Source organism: Cupriavidus sp. Agwp_2, from assembly GCF_040784895.1.
Taxonomy (GTDB): domain Bacteria; phylum Pseudomonadota; class Gammaproteobacteria; order Burkholderiales; family Burkholderiaceae; genus Cupriavidus.
On the sequence record NZ_CP088083.1, the window covers coordinates 3,405,780 to 3,420,469 of the forward strand.

Genomic DNA, 14,690 nt, shown 5'->3' on the forward strand with positions numbered 1-14,690 from the left:
AACCCCATTGAAAAGGCGGATTCATCGTTAAACCCGATCGATAAATCCGCCTCATCAGTTGTACCCTCGCGCCGCGGCTGCCATGCTGGACACATATCCAGGACAGGCGCGGGCATCGCACGAGAAGGATGGCAACTGACCATCCCGCACAGGAAACTGCCGGCGACCTTGGCAACACGTAAGTGTCTCGGGCGCGACCGGCGTGCTACCGACCAAAGGAGACAGCATGACCCCCACCCTGCCTGCGCATGGGGCTGCCCCCGTGCATCCCGTCGACGAAGTCCTGCCCGCGCCCCGCTTGCTAGCCCTGGGCCTGCAACACGTGCTGGTGATGTATGCCGGCGCCATCGCCGTGCCGATGATCATCGGCGGCGCGCTCAAGCTGCCCAAGGACCAGGTCGCCTTCCTGATCGCCGCTGACCTGTTCTGCTGCGGCCTGGTGACGATGATCCAGAGCATCGGCATCTGGAAGGTCGGCATCCGCCTGCCGGTGATGATGGGCGTGACCTTCACCGCGATCGCACCGATCATCGCCACCGGCTCCAACCCGTCGCTGGGCCTGCCCGCCGTGTTCGGCGCGGTGATGGTGGCGGGCGTCTTCACCTGCTTTGCCGCGCCCTATGTCGGCAAGATGGTGCGCTGGTTTCCGCCGGTGGTGACCGGTACCGTGGTGCTGGTGATCGGCATCTCGCTGATGCGCGTGGGCATCAACTGGGCGGCGGGTGGCAATCCGACCATCAACACGGCAGCCGGTCCGGTGCCCAATCCCAACTTCGGCGTGCCGGTCAACATCGCTATCGCCACCGCGGTGTTGTGCACGGTGCTGGCGCTGGTCGCCTTTGCGCGCGGCTTCCTGTGCAATGTGGCGGTGCTGATCGGCATCGCGGTCGGCTTCCTGATCGCGCTGGCGATGGGCAAGGTCAGCTTCGACGGCCTGCACAACGCGCATTGGGTCGAGTTCATCACGCCCTTCCACTTCGGCTGGCCAACCTTCGACGCGATGACCGCGATCACGCTGTGCGTGGTGATGATGGTGATCATGATCGAGGGCGTGGGCCAGTTCCTGGCGCTGGGCGAGATCGTCGGCCGGCCGGTCGGGTCAGAGGACATCGCGCGCGGCCTGCGTGCCGATGGCGTCGGCGCGCTGGTGGGCGCGGTGTTCAACACCTTCACCTACACCTCCTACGCGCAGAACGTGGGGCTGGTGCAGGTGACGGGCGTGCGCAGCCGCTGGGTCTGCGCCACCGCGGGCGGCATCCTGATCGTGCTGGGCTGCCTGCCCAAGCTGTCGTTCTTTGCCGCGTCGATCCCGCAGTACGTGCTGGGCGGTGCGGCGCTGGTGATGTTCGGCATGGTCGCCGCGACCGGCGTGCGCATCCTCGGCCATGTGGATTTTGTCGAGAACAAGAAGAACGCCTATATCGTCGCGGTCAGCGTGGCGCTGGGGATGATCCCGCTGGTGTCGGACAAGTTCTTCTCGCAGATGCCGGAGTTGCTGGCCAAGTTCTGCCAGAACGGCATCCTGCTCGGCACGCTGACGGCGGTGCTGCTGAACCTGCTGTTCAACGCGCGCTCGCCGGCCCCCAGGCCCACGGGCTGGCGAAGGAACCGGCGTGAACATGTAGGCCGGCCTAGCCCAGCTTGCCGCGCTGCCGCATCAGCAGGTCGCGGAAGGCCTGCGCCGGCGGCGACAACGACCGGTCCGCGTGCACCAGCAGCGATATCTCGCGGTGGATCACCGGATCGGTCGGCATTACGGTGGCAAGGCCAAGCGCCGAAGTCAGGCGCGTGACTGCCGCACTCATTACCGCGATCCCCAATCCGGCATCGACCATTCCCACCATCGTCAGCGGCAGCAGGACTTCGTGCAGCCGTTGCAGCGCGATGCCGCGCGCAGCCAGCGCGGTGTCCAGGCAATCGCGGATCGGGTTGCCCTTGTGCGGCCCGATCACCGGGATGCTGGCCACGTCTTCCCAGCGCAGCGTCTTGCGCCGCCGCAGCGGATGGTCGGCCTGCATCACGATCACGAACGGGTCTTCCATCAGCCGGTGCGCACTCAGGTCTGGCTGGCCCTCGGGAATGGTGCCGATGCCGAAATCGACCTCGCCCGAGCTGACCATCTTGGGCACCTCATGCTCCGACACATCGTGCAGTTCCACCTTCACGCCCGGATGTCCGACGCAGAACTCGCGGATAAAGCGCGGCAGCATCAGCGCCGCCTGGATCGACGACGCCGCGATCGACACGCGCCCGCGTCCGAGCGTGCGCAGCTCGCTGGAGTTCTCGATCACGCTGTCGATATCCGCCACCGCCTTCTTGACCAGCGGCAGCAGCTCGGCGCCGGCCTGCGTGATGTGGAGCTGGCGTGTATGGCGGTCAAACAGTTTCAGGCCGAGATTGCCTTCCAGTTCATGGATCAGCGCGCTGACCGACGACTGCGACAGGTCCAGCTTCTCCGCGGCGCGCGTGAAATGGCGCTCCTGCGCCACGGCAATGAACGCGCGCAGCTGGCGCAGCGACACGTTCATGTTGCTGATGTTGGGCACGTTGTCTACCTCCGGGTTCCTGGCGTGCGCGCTCTTGTCGTTGAAACGGCGGCGCATCGAATTCAGAGGGTAACACGATCAATTAATCCATTTCGCTACCTTTACCGATGGAGCCCGTCCGCCCATCATGACCGCAACGGTTCGCGCCGCGTGCTGCATGCGGACGCCACCGGTGGCAAAGACCAGGAGGAGCGATGAGAGCGTTTGAATACTTCGAACCGGCCACGCTGGCGGAAGCCTCGGCCCTGCTGCACCGCTGCGGGGGCAAGGCCAGCGTGCTGGCCGGCGGCACGGACCTGCTCGTGCAGATCAAGGAGTCGGTGCGCAAGCCCGAGCAGGTCATCAACATCAAGAAGATCCCGGGCATGGACGTGCTGACGTTCGACCCGGTCAACGGCCTGCGCATCGGCGCGCTGGTGACGACGCGCGCGGTGGAAACTTCCAGCTTCGTGCAGCGCCACTACGCCAGCCTGGCCAAGGCGGTGACGGACTTCGCCTCGATCCAGGTGCGGCATCGCGCTACCGTGGTCGGCAATGTGTGCCGCGCGTCGCCGTCGGCGGATTCGATCGCGCCGCTGGTGGCGGATCGCGCTTCAGTGCACCTGTACGGCATGTCCGGTTCGCGCGAAGTGCGCGTGGAAGACTTCATCACCGGCGTCGGCAAGACCGCGATCGCACCCGACGAGATCGTCACGCGCATCACCGTGCCGGCGCCGCGTAGCAACACTGCCAAGGTCTACCTTAAGCATGGTCGCCGCGTGCAAATGGAACTGGCCACGGTGGGTGTGGCGGTGTCGCTGACGGTCGAAGGCGGCCGCTGCACCGACGTCGGCATCGTGCTCGCCGCCGTGGGACCGACGCCGGTACGCGCGGTACACGCCGAGAACCTGCTGCGCGAGCACCGCATCACCGACGCGCTGATCCTGCAGGCCGCCCATGCCGCCATGCGCGACGCGCGCCCGATCAGCGACGTGCGCGCCAGCGAAGCCTACCGCCGCCAGATGGTCTGCGTGCTCACGCGCCGCGCCCTGGAACAAGCCCTGCAGCAAGCCCTGGAGGCCGCAACATGCGAAAAATAATCGAACTCGTCATCAACGGCGAGCCGCGCGAACTGGCGGTGGAACCGCACGGCACGCTGCTCGACGCGCTGCGCAACGACGCCGGCCTGACCGGCACCAAGAAGGGCTGCGACGTCGGCGAATGCGGCTCCTGCACCGTCATCATCGATGGGCAGCCGATGAACGCGTGCCTGCTGCTGGCGCCCGAAGCGCACGGCTGCAGCATCACCACCATCGAAGGCGTCCAGCCTTCCCCTGACGTCGTGCATCCGATCCAGGAGCAGTTCATGCAGTGCGGCGCCGCGCAGTGCGGCTTCTGCACGCCGGGCTTCGTGGTGATGGCCAAGGCGCTGCTCGACGCGAACCCGCACCCCACGCGCGACGAGATCCGCTTTGCCATCGCCGGCAATATCTGCCGCTGCACCGGCTACACCAAGATCATCGAGGCCATCGAAAAGACTGCCGAGGCCATGGACCCGGACCACAACGCCTGCTGCAAGGCACGCGCCAGCGAGGAGGCATGATGACCCACGCCGTGATCGGACACAGCGTCAAGCGCACCGACCTGCTCGACAAGGTGACCGGCAATGCGAAGTACGTTGCCGACATGCCGTTCGCCGGGTTGCTGTTCGGAAAGCTAAAGCGTTGCGATGTCGCCCACGCCAGGATCCGCCGCATCGACACCACGCGCGCGCTGGCGCTGCCGGGCGTGAAGGCGGTGCTGACGCACGAGAACGTGCCGCGCGTGCTGCATGCCGGCTCGCCCCACCCGCGCTCCGCGTCGGTGACGTGCGACCAGTACATCCTCGACGATAAAGTGCGCTACTGGGGCGAAGGCGTCGCCGCGGTGGCCGCGACCAGCGAAGAGATCGCCGCGCGCGCGGTGGAATTGATCGAGGTGGAGTACGAGACGCTGCCAGCAGTCTTCACCACCGAGGATGCGCAACGCTCCGACGCGCCGCGTATTCACGACCGTGAGCCCGGCGGCAACCTGGTGCTGCCACCGGTGATCATCAAGCGCGGTGATGTGGAAGCGGGCTTTGCCGACGCCGACTTCATCATCGAAGGCATCTACGAAGGCGGCCGCCCCACCCCCGCCTACATGGAGCCGAACGTCTGCACCTGCAGTTGGGACGGCAACGGCAACCTGACGGTGTGGATCTCGACGCAGACCGCCTTCATGGTGCGCGGCATCATGGCCGAGGTGCTGGGCCTGCCGCTGCACAAGGTACGCGTGCTGGTCGACCATATGGGCGGCGGCTTCGGCGCCAAGCAGGACCTGTTCCAGCATGAGTTCCTGTGCGCACTGCTGGCACGCGAGACGCGTCGGCCGGTGCGGATGGAATACACGCGCGAGGAAACCTTCCTTGGTGGCCGCACGCGGCATCCCGCGAAGATCTGGCTGAAGCAGGGTTTCCGCAACGATGGCTCGATCACCGCGCGCCAGGCAAAGGTGGTGTTCAACTCCGGTGCGTATGGCTCGCATGGCCCGGGCGTGACCAATGTCGGCACCGCGGCAATGGTGTCCCTGTACCGCTGCGACAACGTGCTGCTCGAAGGCCGCTGCGTCTACACCAACAGCCCGATCGCCGGCGCCTTCCGCGGCTATGGCGTGGTGCAGACCTACTACGCGCTCGACGTGCAGATGGACGAAGCGGCCGAGCACCTCGGCCTCGACCCCGCCGAGCTGAAGCTGAAGAATGCCGTGCGCGAAGGCGATATCGCGCCGTCGAACCATCCGCTGATCGGGCACGGGCTGGAAGCCTGCATCGAGAAAGGAATGGAGATCGTCGACTGGCCGGCACTGCGGAACCGCGCACGCGATACCAGCGGGCCGATCTGCACCGGCTGGGGCGTGGGTTGCGAAATGCACGGCAGCAGCGCTTATCCCGGCATCAAGGAACAGGGCAACGCCATCATCAAGATGAACGAGGACGGCACGGTGGTACTGCTGACCGGCGCCGCTGGCCTGGGCACCGGCGCGCACACGGCGCTCGCGCAGATCGTTGCGGAGGAACTGACGGTGCCGTTCGAAGCGGTAGCAGTCGTGCACGGCGATACCGACGTGGTGCCGTGGGACATCGGCGCGTTTGCCAGCCACACCACCTACATGGTCGGCAAGGCGGCACAGATGGCGGCGGGCGAGATCAAGCGACAGTTGTTCGAGCGCGCGGCAAGGCTGCTCGAATGCGAGCCCGACGCGCTGACGCTGACCGCCGGCGTGATCGCCGTGCGCGACCGCGACGGCCCCACGCTGACGGTGCGAGAGGCCGTGATGCCGCGCAAGGGCATCCCCGCCGCGCAGCTGGTCGGCACCGCGACCTACCACCCGACCAAGTCGTACTCGTTCGCCGCGCACTTTGTTGAAGTCGCGGTCGACACCGAGACCGGCTTCATCACCGTGCAGCAGGTGGTGCCGGTGCATGACGTCGGCAAGGTGATCCATCCGGTGGCGGCAGCTGGACAGATCGAAGGCGGTATCCAGCAGGGCATCGGCCATACGCTGTACGAGGACTACCAGATCGACATGCGCACGGGCCGCTCGCTCAACGCCAACTTCGTCGACTACAAGATGCCGCTGGCGATGGACATGCCGGAGATCCGCACGGTGATCCTGGAAGCCGCGCCCGACCCCGGCGGCCCGTTCGGCGCCAAGGGCGTCGGCGAAGACCCGATCGTCGCGATCGGGCCCGCCATCGCCAATGCGGTGTTCGATGCCATCGGCGTGCGCTTCCGCCACTATCCGATCAAGCCCGAGCAAGTCTTGCAGGCACTGGCGGAGAAAGCCGCGAAGGAAGGCGTCACGCCATGACCCGCACGCAACGGCTGGTGGTCGCGATCACCGGCGCCAGCGGCGCGGTCTATGGCGTGCGCCTGCTCCAGGCTTTGAAGGCGCTGGACGCCTGGGAGACCCACCTGGTCTGCTCGCCGTCCGGCCTGCTCACCGCGCACCATGAACTGGGCCTGCAGCGCCCGCAGATCGAAGCCATGGCCGACGTCGCGCACAACGTGCGCGATATCGGCGCCACCATCGCCAGCGGCTCGTTCCGCTGCGATGGCATGGTGGTTGCGCCGTGCTCGATGCGCACGCTCGCCGCGATCGCCACCGGCCTTGCCGACAACCTCGTCACCCGCGCCGCCGACGTGATGCTCAAGGAGCGCCGCCGGCTGGTGCTGCTGGCGCGCGAGACGCCCTTCCACCTCGTGCACCTGCGCAACATGACCACGGTGACCGAGATGGGCGCCATCGTGCTGCCGCCGGTGCCGGCGTTCTATGCGCATCCGCAGTCGGTCGACGACATCGTCAACCACACCGTGGGGCGCGTGCTGGATCTGTTCGATGTGCCGCATGACGGACTGGTGGAACGGTGGGAGGGCATGCGCCCCAACGTCGCCACCGGCTGAGCACAAGATTCGCCCCGCCGCTCGCGGGGAACGCAGTACCCGACCCGGATTCAACCAGGAGACAACATGAACGCACCTGCCGTCGCACCACAGCCCCCCGTCCCGGTGACGATCCTGACCGGCTTCCTCGGCTCGGGCAAGACGACGCTGCTCAACCACATCCTGACGCAGAAGCACGGCCACCGCATCGCCGTGATCGAGAACGAGTTCGGCGAGGTCGACGTCGATTCGGACCTGGTGATGACGTCGGACGAGGAGATCTACCAGATGACCAATGGCTGCATCTGCTGCGTGGTCGATGTGCGCACGGACCTCGTGCGCATCCTGCAGAAGCTGCTGGAACGGCCCGAGCGCTTTGATCACATCCTGGTGGAGACCAGCGGGCTGGCGGACCCGACGCCGGTCGCCGCGACGTTTTTCATGGACAACGAAGTTGCGAAGCAAGTCACGCTGGACGGCATCCTGACGCTGGTCGATGCCGTGCATATCGAAGACCATCTCGACGACCCGCAACTGACCGGCTTCGACAACCAGGCCGTCGACCAGATCGTGGCGGCGGACCGCGTGATCCTCAACAAGACCGATCTCGTCAACGCGGCGCGGCTCGATGCACTGGAATCACGCATCCACAAGCTGAACGAAGGCGCGCAGATCCTGCGCTCCAACTTTGCGCAGGTGGATCTGACCAGGATCCTCGGCATCGGTGGCTTCACGCCGGGCACGGCGCAAATGGAGACGCACGATGACCATCACGATCATCATGACCATGTTTGCGACGCGCATTGCGACCATGCGCACGATGACGGCGCACCGCATGGCCACCGCCATGACCCGTCGGTGACTTCCGTGTCGCTGGTGTTCGACCAGCCCTTCGATCGCCAGCGGCTGGAACACGGGTTAAAGGCACTGCTGGCCGCGCAGGGCGACGATGTGTTCCGGATGAAGGGGATCGTCGCGGTCGATGGCGACGAGCGCCGCTATGTACTGCAGGCCGTGCACCGGCTGATGGATTTCCATCCGTCGGAGCCGTGGGACAACGAAGCGCCGCAGAGCAAGTTCGTCTTCATCGGCCGCCACCTCGACAAGCTGCGGCTGCAAACCCTGCTCGAGGTCTGCCTGCCCGTCGCGCAGGCGGCCTGACGCACCTCCGGACGCACCTCAGGCGCGCTGCGGGTCCTGCGATGCAGCCCGCAGCGTCTGCGACGGCAACTCGCCGAACTGGCGCCGGTACTCGCGCGAGAACAGGCTCAGGTGCGTGAAGCCGTGCCGTAGCGCGATCGCGCTGACCGTCCCCTTCCCTTGCCTTGCCTGCTGCAGGTCCGCGCGCGCGCCGTGCAGGCGCAATAGCCGCAGGTATTCCATTGGCGTGGTGTTCTTGCTCTTGCGGAAACCCAGCTGCAACGTGCGCGCCGACACCCCGCAATGCGCCGCGATCTGCTCCAGCGTCAGCGGCTGGTCGAGGTGCGAGCGCAGGTACGCGATCGCGCAGCGCACATAGTCCGGCAGCACCGCCTCGAAGCGGCGCGGCAGCATGTTGCCGTCCGCGGCAAAGCGGTCGAGCAGCAGCGTCGACAGCACGATGCGCTCGATGCTGCCGTCCACCGCCGGCACCGCCCCGCCCTCGCGCCGCACCCGCGTTTCCGCACGCAGGTAGCTGACCAGCGCCTGCCAGCGTTCGGCACGGCCATCGTTGGCTACCGGCTGCATGTCGAATTCGATCGGCGCGGGCGGATCGAAGCTGAACTGCTGGCGGAACGCCTCTTCGATCAGCTGGCGGCGCATCACCACACTGAAGCGCTCGCAGCCGGGGTCGAGCGACAGCGTGGTCGGCACGGTGGGCGAGAACACGAAGGTCGCGCCAGGCGGCATCTCGGTCGCACCGCGCGGCGTTTCCACGCGGCACGTGCCGGCCAGCACGGTCTGGATCACGAATTCGTCCTTGTTGGGCTGGGGCTCGATCTGGACGGCCTGGTTGTAGGCGATCGTGACCAGCGTCAGGCGGCCAATGGTGCAGGTGTCGATGCGGGCATCGAGTGCGGCATCGTTCTCTGCGGCACGCAGGCGCGTGGGGCCGAACACGCGGCCGGAGAGCGACTGGATGCGATCGAGATCGCCGCTAGGTGACATGTGATGGAAGACCGGGACATTAGGGGTTCTTGCCTGCGGCCGCGGCGGGCTCACGCCACAAGACATGCCAATCCTATTTCCCGCACTCGCAACAAGCAACCGGGAAACCCCTGATGCCTTACCCGCGCCTTTTGCGCACCCCATTGCGGCCGGATGCCACCGTCTTCGCAATAACGCTATAACCGCATGCCGCGCCCCGCTACTGTGCAACCATGCGCTGGCCAATGCGTCGCGCATGGCACCGTGACGGATCGAGCCCGGCGACAAGAGACCGGGCCAGCCGCCGCCGGCATGGCGCAACTCCCACACGCGGCAGGAGACACCCATCATGCAACCTGCGGTTCACCCAGTCGACCAGGTCCTGCCCGCGCGCGCCATGGCCTCGCTCGGCTTCCAGCACATGCTGGTCAGTTATCTCGGCGCCATCGCCGTGCCGATGATTGTGGCTGGCGCGCTCAAGATGACGCCGGCGCAAACCACCATGCTGATCAGCACCGCGCTGTTCACGTCAGGCATCGCCACGCTGCTGCAGACCGTCGGCTTCTGGAAGTTCGGCGTGCGGCTGCCGCTGATGCAGGGCGTGGCGTTCAGTTCGGTCGGGCCCGTGATCGCCATCGGCACCGATCCGTCGCTGGGCTTCAACGGCGTGTGCGGCGCGATCATCGCCGCGGGCGTGATCGCGATGTTCCTCGCACCGATCATCGGCAAGCTCAAGCGCTTTTTCCCGCCCGTGGTCAGCGGCTGCACCATCACCGCGGTGGGACTGTCCTTGTTCCCGGTTTCGTTTCACTGGTTTGGAGGCGGAAGGGGAGCGCCGGAATTCGGTGCTCCCGTCTTTTTCCTGGTCGCCTTCGGCGTGGTGGCACTGATCCTGTTCATCAATCGCCATGGCGGCGAGCTGGTGCGCAACCTGTCCGTGGTGATCGGCCTGCTGGTCGGCGGCGCGGTGGCCTGGATGCTGGGCATGGGCAACTTTGACGAAGTCGCGCGCGCGCCATGGTTCACCATGGTGACGCCGTTTGCCTTCGGCATGCCGGTCTTCGACATTGGCGCCATCGTCACCATGGTGATCGTGATGGTGGTGCAGATGGTGGAGTCGATGGGCCTGTTCGTCGCCGTGGGCGATATCGTCAAGCGCCCGCTGACCGAGCGCGATGCGACCAAGGGCCTGCGCGCCAACGGCCTGGCCAGTGCCATCGGCGGCATGTTCGCGGCGTTCCCGTACATCGCCTTCATGGAGAACGTGGGCCTGGTCATCGTCACCGGCGTGCGCAGCCGCTGGGTGGTGGCCACCTGCGGCGTGATGCTGTGCGCGGTCGCGCTGGTGCCCAAGATCGGCGCGCTGTTCGCGTCGATCCCGTCGGCGGCGCTGGGCGGTGCGACCATGGTGATGTTCGGGGTGGTGGTCGCGGCCGGCATCAAGACGCTGGGCGAGGTGGAGTACGAGCGCAAGCCCAACAACCTTTCCATCGTCGCCATCACGCTCGGCTGCGCGATGATGCCGGTAATGCTGCCTAATATGCTGGAGAAGCTGCCAGGCTTCCTGCAGCCGTTCGTCCACAGCAGTGTGATCATCGCCTGCGTGGTGTCCGTGCTGCTCAACCTGATTCTCAACGGCGTGCCCGCCCGTGAAGCCGACGAGCTGCCCGCCAATGCCGACAACGCCCAGGGGGTCTGAAAACATGGTGCAGAACACCACTTCCGTCTCGCCAGCCGGCGCGCTGCTGATCCGCAATGCCGCCGCCGTGATGACCGGCCGCGCGGGCGACGCCGCCCGCGCCGGCGCCGCCGACATCCGCATCCGCGACGGACGCATCGCCGAAATCGGCGCCGCGCTGCCGCGCCACGACTGCGAGGATGTGATCGACGCGACCGGCTGCGTGGTCTATCCGGGCTGGGTCAACACGCACCACCACCTGTTCCAGAACCTGCTGAAGGCCGTGCCGAGCGGGATGAACGCGGGACTGGAGCAATGGCTGGCATCGGTCGCCTATCCGCGGCTGGCGCGGTTCACGCCCGAGATCTTCCGCACCGCGGTGCGCCTCGGCATGGCCGAGCTGCTGCTGTCCGGCACCACCACCTGCGCCGACCACCACTACCTGTACCACCACGGCCACGGCGCGGAGACCGGCGAGGTGCTGTTCGAGGTCGCGGAGGAACTCGGCATGCGCCTGGTGCTGTGCCGCGGCGGCGCGATCCAGTCCGCCTCCGACCATCCCGGCATGCGCGCCACCGCGCTGGTGCCGGAGACGCTGGACGAGATGCTCACCGATATCGAGCGGCTGAAGGCGCGCTATCACGATGCCTCGGCCGATGGCCTGCGCCGCGTGGTGGTCGCACCGACCACGCCGACCTTCTCGCTGCCGCCGGTATTGCTGCGCGAGCTGGCGTCGTTCGCACGCGGGCTGGACCTGCGGCTGCATTCGCACCTGTCGGAAACGGACAACTATGTGCGTTTCTGCCGCGAGAAGTATCAATGCACGCCGGTGCAGTTTGTCGCCGACCATGACTGGCTCGGGCCCGACGTGTGGTTCGCGCACCTGGTCACGGTGAATCCGGAAGAGATCCGCATGCTGGCGGTGACCAATACCGGCATGGCGCACTGCCCGGTGAGCAATGCGCGGCTGGGCAGCGGCATCGCGCCGGTGCGGGCGATGGCGGATGCGGGGGTGCCGATCTCGCTGGGCGTGGATGGGGTGGCGTCGAATGAATCCGGCAGCATGGTGCACGAAGCCAACTTTGCGTGGCTGGTGCACCGGGCGCTGGGTGGGGCGGCGCAAACCCGCGTGGAGGAGGTCATCCACTGGGGCACCGCCGGCGGTGCGCGGGTGCTGGGATTGCCCGGGATCGGCACGCTGGCGCCAGGGCAATCGGCCGACCTGGCGATCTATGACGTCAGCGGGCTGCGCTTCCATGGCTTCCATGACATCGGCACGGCGCCGGTGGCGGCAGGCGAGCCGACGCCGGTGCGCGACGTGCTGGTGCGGGGGCGGCAGGTGGTGCGCGATGGTGCGGTCGTCGGGCTGGACCTGGAGAAGCTGCGGCGGGAGGCGCGGGAAGCGCTGGCGACGCTGGTGGATTAGGCGTCCGGCTATTTCCTGATGGGCGGCGTTGCTGCACCATGCGCCGTCCACATGGGAATGCGAACTGTCCTATCGAAATGCGAACGGCAACACGCGAGACTGACACGGTCATCGAACAACGGTGGCCGGGCGTGGAAGCCCGATTGCATTTCTACTCGGCGGCGTCATCGGCGCCGCCGATTCGCGTACGCGCTTGCTCCATGGCGGGCCGACACGAGGCAGCCGCAAGGCTGGCCGGCTTGGGAATGCACCGGTTCTTCCACCCTCGTCGTCAGGCCCGCCGCCCTCCCCTCGCATCGTGCGGCAGGCCTTCATCCAACGATCGGAGGTCATATGTCGGGAAACACGTTATCCACAGCGGCACGGCTGAATCTTGAATCATTGGCGGCGGGCATTGAAGGCGTGCTTGGCATGCTCGACCAGCTATGCGACACATCGGAAGGCTGCTTCAGTGCGCTTTGCCTGCTTCGTCTTCTGAGGGCGCAACTGGAAGACATATTGGCGGAAGTGCTTGCCGCCTGACGCCAGCGGCTGCCGAAGGTTTGCCAGCCCCACTGGCAAGCCCCTGCCCCCGCAAACTTACAGGAATCCGATCGAGAACCACGGCACCAGCGTCAGCAGCAACAGCGCAATGCACAACGCCGCCATATGCGGCCACACGCGCGGCATGGCAACGTCCGGCGACACGCGGCCGATGGCGCAGGCGGCATAGAAGCCCACGCCGAACGGCGGCGCGAACAGGCCCAGCCCCATGGCGAAGATCACCACCATGGCGTAGTGCACCTCATGCACGCCGACCAGCCTGGCAATCGGGAACAGCAACGGCCCGAACAGCACGATGGCCGGGATGCCTTCCAGCAAGCTTCCCAGGATCACAAAAGCCAGCGCCGACACCAGCAGGAAGCCGGTCTTTCCGCCCGGCACACCGGACATGACGCGGACCAGGTCCTGCGCAAAGCCCGACTGTGTCAGCGCCCACGCCATGGTGGTGGCGCAACCCACGATCAGCAGGATCGCGCCGGACAATGCCGCCGTATCGATCAGGATCGGATAGATGCGCCGGAAGTCGAACTGCCGGTACATCAGCACGCCGGCCAGCACCGCATAGAAGATGCCGATGGTCGACACCTCGGTGGCGGTGGCCACGCCCTCCACCACGGCGGTGCGGATGATGACCGGCAGCGCCAGCGCCGGCAGTGCCACCACCAGCAGCCTCAGCAACGCGCGGCCCGATGGCCGCACCATGCCACGCATGTCCTCCTTGCGCGTCTGCCACCAGACCACCAGCGCCATCATCGCCAGGCCGACCAGTGCCGGCATCAGCCCGCCGATGAACAGCGAGGTGATCGACACGCCCGTGACCGACCCGACCGTGATCAGCACGATGCTGGGCGGGATCGTCTCCGACATCGCGCCGGAGGCCGACAACAGGCCGATCAGGTCGCCATCCTTTGCGCCACGCTGCTTCATCTCAGGGAACAGCGCCGGCGCGACCGCCGCCATATCGGCAGTCTTCGAACCGGAAATCCCCGAGACGATATACATCGCGCCAAGCAGCACGTACTGCAGGCCACCGCGCAGATGGCCGAGCAGCCCCGCCAGGAACTGGATCATCGCGCGCGCCAGGCCCGTCATTTCGATCAGCCCGCCCAGGAAGATGAACAGCGGCACCGCCAGCAGGATCAGGTGCGACATGCCCTCCTGCATGCGGTTCGGGATGATAGACAGCGGGGTGGCCGTGGACAACGCCAGATAGCAGAGCGTGGAGAGCCCGAAGGCAAAGGCGATGGGCACGCCCAGGGCGACGCAGCCAACCAGCATCAGCAGGAAGAAGATCACCAGGTTGGCATTGCCCAGCCCCATCAGCACCGGCGAGAGCAACCACAACACGCCGGCACCGAGCCCGACCAGCAAGCCGCTGACGGCTGCCTGCCTGCGGCTGGCGCGCTCCAGCAGGCGGATCACGGCGGTCACGAGCATCAGCACGGTGCCGGCAAGCACCGCCCCCGCGCGCCAGGCTTCGCTGACCTCCAGGGTCGGCGTCAGCACGTCCACGTGTTCGATGAGGTGTTCCCACGCGGGCTGCACCAGCAGCAACAGGAACGCCACCACCATCCACATGCCACAGGCATCCACCCAGGCGCCGGTGCGGCGGCAGCTTGCTGATGAAGGTGGTGAGCTGCATATGCGCGCTGCGCTGCAAGGCAATGATGGCGCCGAGCATCGCCAGCCACAGGAACAGGATGCCGGCCAGTTCCTCCGTCCACGGCAGCGGCGCATGCAGGGCGTAGCGTGCAAAGGCGCCGCCCCCGAGGATCAGGGTCTCGGCCACGACGATCAGCGCGGCCGGCAGTTCAACCAGGCAGGCCAGGATGCGGCCCCAGCGCGCGCCGGCGGGCGGTGGTGCATGGGCGGCGTGGGCAGGCGGTGCCAGGGTCTCGGTAGCGTGCTCCATCATGAGCTCCTCTTTC

Annotated in this window: 10 protein-coding genes and 2 pseudogenes; 9 read left to right on the forward strand and 3 right to left on the reverse strand. The window is 66.7% G+C overall.

Annotated elements, in window-relative coordinates; translation table 11 throughout:
- Window positions 1-226 precede the first annotated feature (226 nt).
- On the forward strand, window positions 227-1,792 hold the full coding sequence (locus tag LPA45_RS15890) for a nucleobase:cation symporter-2 family protein (RefSeq protein WP_376790613.1): 1,566 nt from the start codon (window positions 227-229) through the stop codon (window positions 1,790-1,792).
- Here LPA45_RS15890 and LPA45_RS15895 read toward each other — a convergent pair.
- Window positions 1,713-2,603: pseudogene (locus LPA45_RS15895) on the reverse strand (LysR family transcriptional regulator); the annotation flags it as partial. The gene LPA45_RS15890 and the pseudogene LPA45_RS15895 sit on opposite strands and share 80 nt — an antisense overlap.
- Window positions 2,604-2,740: 137 nt before the next feature.
- Between LPA45_RS15895 and LPA45_RS15900 the strand changes: the two are divergent.
- The 5 genes from LPA45_RS15900 to LPA45_RS15920 all read left to right on the forward strand — a co-directional run bounded on the left by LPA45_RS15900 (window position 2,741) and on the right by LPA45_RS15920 (window position 8,149).
- Window positions 2,741-3,625, forward strand: coding sequence for a xanthine dehydrogenase family protein subunit M (locus tag LPA45_RS15900; protein ID WP_116320266.1), 885 nt, complete (start codon window positions 2,741-2,743; stop codon window positions 3,623-3,625).
- Window positions 3,613-4,128, forward strand: a complete 516-nt coding sequence (locus tag LPA45_RS15905; protein WP_116320267.1) for a (2Fe-2S)-binding protein — start codon at window positions 3,613-3,615, stop codon at window positions 4,126-4,128. Before LPA45_RS15900 ends, LPA45_RS15905 begins: the two co-directional genes overlap by 13 nt.
- Entirely contained in the window at window positions 4,128-6,416 is a 2,289-nt protein-coding gene (locus LPA45_RS15910; protein WP_367395026.1) for a xanthine dehydrogenase family protein molybdopterin-binding subunit, read from the forward strand. Before LPA45_RS15905 ends, LPA45_RS15910 begins: the two co-directional genes overlap by 1 nt.
- On the forward strand, window positions 6,413-7,009 hold the full coding sequence (locus LPA45_RS15915; RefSeq protein ID WP_317922234.1) for a UbiX family flavin prenyltransferase: 597 nt from the start codon (window positions 6,413-6,415) through the stop codon (window positions 7,007-7,009). Before LPA45_RS15910 ends, LPA45_RS15915 begins: the two co-directional genes overlap by 4 nt.
- 66 nt (window positions 7,010-7,075) lie before the next feature.
- Window positions 7,076-8,149, forward strand: a complete 1,074-nt coding sequence (locus tag LPA45_RS15920) for a GTP-binding protein (RefSeq protein WP_317922232.1) — start codon at window positions 7,076-7,078, stop codon at window positions 8,147-8,149.
- An 18-nt stretch (window positions 8,150-8,167) separates the two neighbouring features.
- Here the strand turns inward: LPA45_RS15920 and LPA45_RS15925 are convergent, their stop codons facing one another.
- Window positions 8,168-9,136: an AraC family transcriptional regulator gene (locus LPA45_RS15925; protein WP_116320271.1), complete on the reverse strand. Its 969-nt coding sequence runs from the start codon at window positions 9,134-9,136 to the stop codon at window positions 8,168-8,170.
- 328 nt (window positions 9,137-9,464) lie between these two features.
- Here LPA45_RS15925 and LPA45_RS15930 point away from each other — a divergent pair, with 328 nt between their 5' ends.
- The 3 genes from LPA45_RS15930 to LPA45_RS15940 all read left to right on the forward strand — a co-directional run bounded on the left by LPA45_RS15930 (window position 9,465) and on the right by LPA45_RS15940 (window position 12,741).
- On the forward strand, window positions 9,465-10,814 hold the full coding sequence (locus LPA45_RS15930) for a nucleobase:cation symporter-2 family protein (RefSeq protein WP_367394639.1): 1,350 nt from the start codon (window positions 9,465-9,467) through the stop codon (window positions 10,812-10,814).
- Window positions 10,815-10,818: 4 nt separating this feature from the next.
- On the forward strand, window positions 10,819-12,219 hold the full coding sequence (locus tag LPA45_RS15935) for an amidohydrolase family protein (protein WP_317922229.1): 1,401 nt from the start codon (window positions 10,819-10,821) through the stop codon (window positions 12,217-12,219).
- A gap of 333 nt (window positions 12,220-12,552) precedes the next feature.
- Complete coding sequence (locus LPA45_RS15940; protein WP_317922228.1) at window positions 12,553-12,741, forward strand: hypothetical protein; 189 nt, start codon at window positions 12,553-12,555, stop codon at window positions 12,739-12,741.
- Window positions 12,742-12,798: 57 nt separating this feature from the next.
- Here the strand turns inward: LPA45_RS15940 and LPA45_RS15945 are convergent.
- Window positions 12,799-14,674: pseudogene (locus LPA45_RS15945) on the reverse strand (TRAP transporter large permease subunit).
- Window positions 14,675-14,690: the final 16 nt, after the last annotated feature.

What these genes read in the sequence shown, in the direction of transcription:
- LPA45_RS15915 (WP_317922234.1), top strand. Translation starts at nt 6,413, where the DNA reads ATGACCCGCACGCAACGGCTGGTGGTCGCGATCACCGGCGCCAGCGGC.
- LPA45_RS15935 (WP_317922229.1), top strand. Translation starts at nt 10,819, where the DNA reads ATGGTGCAGAACACCACTTCCGTCTCGCCAGCCGGCGCGCTGCTGATC.
- LPA45_RS15930 (WP_367394639.1), top strand. Translation starts at nt 9,465, where the DNA reads ATGCAACCTGCGGTTCACCCAGTCGACCAGGTCCTGCCCGCGCGCGCC.
- LPA45_RS15910 (WP_367395026.1), top strand. Translation starts at nt 4,128, where the DNA reads ATGACCCACGCCGTGATCGGACACAGCGTCAAGCGCACCGACCTGCTC.
- LPA45_RS15900 (WP_116320266.1), top strand. Translation starts at nt 2,741, where the DNA reads ATGAGAGCGTTTGAATACTTCGAACCGGCCACGCTGGCGGAAGCCTCG.
- LPA45_RS15905 (WP_116320267.1), top strand. Translation starts at nt 3,613, where the DNA reads ATGCGAAAAATAATCGAACTCGTCATCAACGGCGAGCCGCGCGAACTG.
- LPA45_RS15925 (WP_116320271.1), bottom strand. Translation starts at nt 9,136, where the DNA reads ATGTCACCTAGCGGCGATCTCGATCGCATCCAGTCGCTCTCCGGCCGC.
- LPA45_RS15890 (WP_376790613.1), top strand. Translation starts at nt 227, where the DNA reads ATGACCCCCACCCTGCCTGCGCATGGGGCTGCCCCCGTGCATCCCGTC.
- LPA45_RS15940 (WP_317922228.1), top strand. Translation starts at nt 12,553, where the DNA reads ATGTCGGGAAACACGTTATCCACAGCGGCACGGCTGAATCTTGAATCA.
- LPA45_RS15920 (WP_317922232.1), top strand. Translation starts at nt 7,076, where the DNA reads ATGAACGCACCTGCCGTCGCACCACAGCCCCCCGTCCCGGTGACGATC.